This is a genomic window from Peribacillus sp. SIMBA_075 (assembly GCF_046534585.1).
The window spans coordinates 1-276 of the sequence record NZ_JAWRYN010000499.1 but is presented as its reverse complement, the minus strand read 5'-3'; the positions used below and the strand labels follow the sequence as shown (position 1 = coordinate 276).

General features: G+C 43.1%; 1 protein-coding gene. It reads right to left on the bottom strand.

Annotated elements, in window-relative coordinates:
- On the bottom strand, positions 1-276 hold a 276-nt coding region (locus SB775_RS29165), incomplete at both ends, for an FAD-dependent oxidoreductase (protein WP_410864707.1).

Genomic DNA, 276 nt, shown 5'->3' with positions numbered 1-276 from the left:
AACGTTTGTTACAGGAAGACCTGTTAAGAATGTAACACCGCGTGCTTCTAGGCTAGTAGTTGCACGTTCGATTAAGTGGTCTGGTAATACTGGAAGGATTTTTGGACCTGCTTCAACAAGAAGAAGTTTAACTTCTTTTGGATTTACGCCGTGGCTTTTTGCAAGTTTAGGCATAATGTCAGCAAGCTCACCAACTAGCTCAACGCCAGTTAATCCGCCACCACCGATTACGATTGTAGCATCAGCTTCGTTTTTCGTTTTCGCGTATTCACGAAT